The organism is Actinomadura formosensis NBRC 14204 (assembly GCF_001552155.1).
Taxonomy (GTDB): domain Bacteria; phylum Actinomycetota; class Actinomycetes; order Streptosporangiales; family Streptosporangiaceae; genus Spirillospora; species Spirillospora formosensis.
Window position 1 is genome coordinate 1 of the sequence record NZ_BCQQ01000265.1, and the last position, 2,025, is coordinate 2,025.

The following is a 2,025-nucleotide window of genomic DNA, read 5'->3' on the forward strand; positions in this document are numbered from 1 at the left end:
GACCCTATGCCCGCGAACCCCTCCAGCTCCGGCGTGATCGCATCGGCGCCGTACCCCTGGGTGAACACCCCGGAGAACACGCCGACATCGGTGCCCTTCAACGACACCGGATCGACACCGGCGTCCTCCAGTGCCTCCCACGACGTTTCCAGCAGCAACCGCTGCTGCGGGTCCATCGCCAGCGCCTCACGCGGCGAGATCCCGAAGAACCCCGCATCGAACAGCCCCGCGCCACGCAGGAAACCGCCCTGGTCGGTGTACGAGGTGCCCGAGCGATCGGGATCGGGGTCGAACAGGCCCTCCAGGTCCCAGCCCCGGTCGTCGGGGAAGGCGGAAAGGGCGTCGCCCCCGGCGGCCACCAGCCGCCACAGGTCTTCTGGTGAGGACACGCCTCCCGGCAGGCGGCACGCCGCTCCCACGATGGCGAGCGGCTCGTCAGCGTGCCGAGCGCCCTGCTTGCGCAGGGTGTGCAGCTCGGCCGTGACGCGCTTGAGGTACTTGAGGAGTTTCTCGTCCGTGGCCATTTTCCTGTCCTCACGAAGTTCGCTGGAACGTGGCGTCTCAGACCGGTGTCAGACGAGACCGAGCTCGTCGTCGATGAAGCCGAGGACCTCCTCGGCGGACGCGGACTCAAGCTGGTCCGCCACCGTGGCGGCGTCCCCCTGCCCGGGGACCCCGTTGCACCGGGCCATCAGCCCCTGAAGGCGGAGCGTGATACCGGACCTCATGGACTCGTCGAGGCGCAGCCCGCTGATCAGCGCCTCGACGTCCTCGATCTTCGCGTGCACACGGGACAGCGCGTCGTCGCTTATGCCGAGCTCGGCACGCAGGTGGCGGGCGAGGGCCAGCGGCGTGGGGTGGTCGAAGACCAGCGTGGCGGGCAGCTTCAGCCCGGTCTGCTCACGGAGCCGGTTGCGCAGCTCCACCGACGTCAGCGAATCGAACCCGGCGTCCTTGAACGCCGTGTCCGCCCGCACCGCGCCGGACCCGTCGTGCCCGAGCACGACGGCGGTCTGGCCGCGGACCAGGTCGAGCAGGAGTGCCTCCTGCTCGACCTCGGCAAGGCCCGCCAGCCTGCCGACCAGGCCGCCGCCGGGGGACGCGGCCCGCGCCTGCCGCCGTCCGGCGCGGACCAGACCGCGCAGCAGGTGCGGCACCGCATCACCCGCGCGCACCTCCCGCAGGTCCAGCTTGACCGGCACCAGCAGCGCCCGCTCGGATCCCACGGCGGCGTCGAACAGCGCCATGCCCTCGGCCGCCGTCATCGCCACCGCACCGCCGCGGCCCATGCGTGCCCGGTCGGCCCCGCCGAGGTGCGCGGTCAGGCCGGTGGCCTGCTCCCACAAGCCCCACGCCAGCGACAGGCCCGGCAGGCCGGCCGCCCGGCGGTTCGACATCGTCGCGTCCAGGAACGCGTTGGCCGCCGCGTAGTTGCCCTGGCCCGCCGCCCCGAAGACGCCGGACCCGGACGAGAACACGACGAACGCGCCGAGGCCGAGCCCGCGGGTCAGCTCGTCGAGATGCCGTACCGCGTCGACCTTGGGCGCGAACACCCTGGCCAGGTGTTCCGGGGTGAGCGTCCCGATCACGCCGTCGTCCAGGACACCCGCCGTGTGCACCACGGCGGTCAGGGGGTGCTCGGCGGGCACGGATGCCAGCAGGGCGGCCACCCGGTCCCGGTCGGACATGTCGCAGGCGACGGCCGACACCTCCGCGCCCTGCCCGGTGAGGTCGGCGACCAGGTCCGCCATGCCGTCGGCGTCGGGGCCCCGCCTGCTGGCCAGGACGAGACGCCGCACGCCGTGGCGGGCGACGAGATGCCGCGCCACGAGGCCGCCCAGCGTGCCCGCGCCCGAGACGAGCACCGTCCCGCCCGGACCGAACACCGCGGGACCGTCCGCGGTCCGGTCACCGGCGCGGGCGAGGCGCGGGACGGACAACGCCGTGCCGCGCACCGCGACCTGCGGCTCACCGGCGGCCAGCACCGCACCGAGCACGCGGCCGACACCGTCACCGGAAAGGGGG

General features: G+C 73.6%; 2 protein-coding genes. Both read right to left on the reverse strand.

Annotated elements, in window-relative coordinates; all coding sequences use genetic code 11:
* Positions 1–524 (reverse strand): beta-ketoacyl synthase N-terminal-like domain-containing protein (locus AF1_RS32380; RefSeq protein ID WP_174548919.1); only part of this gene is annotated, 524 nt, incomplete at its 3' end.
* A 48-nt stretch (positions 525–572) separates the two neighbouring features.
* Positions 573–2,025 (reverse strand): type I polyketide synthase (locus tag AF1_RS32385; protein ID WP_157419423.1); only part of this gene is annotated, 1,453 nt, incomplete at its 5' end.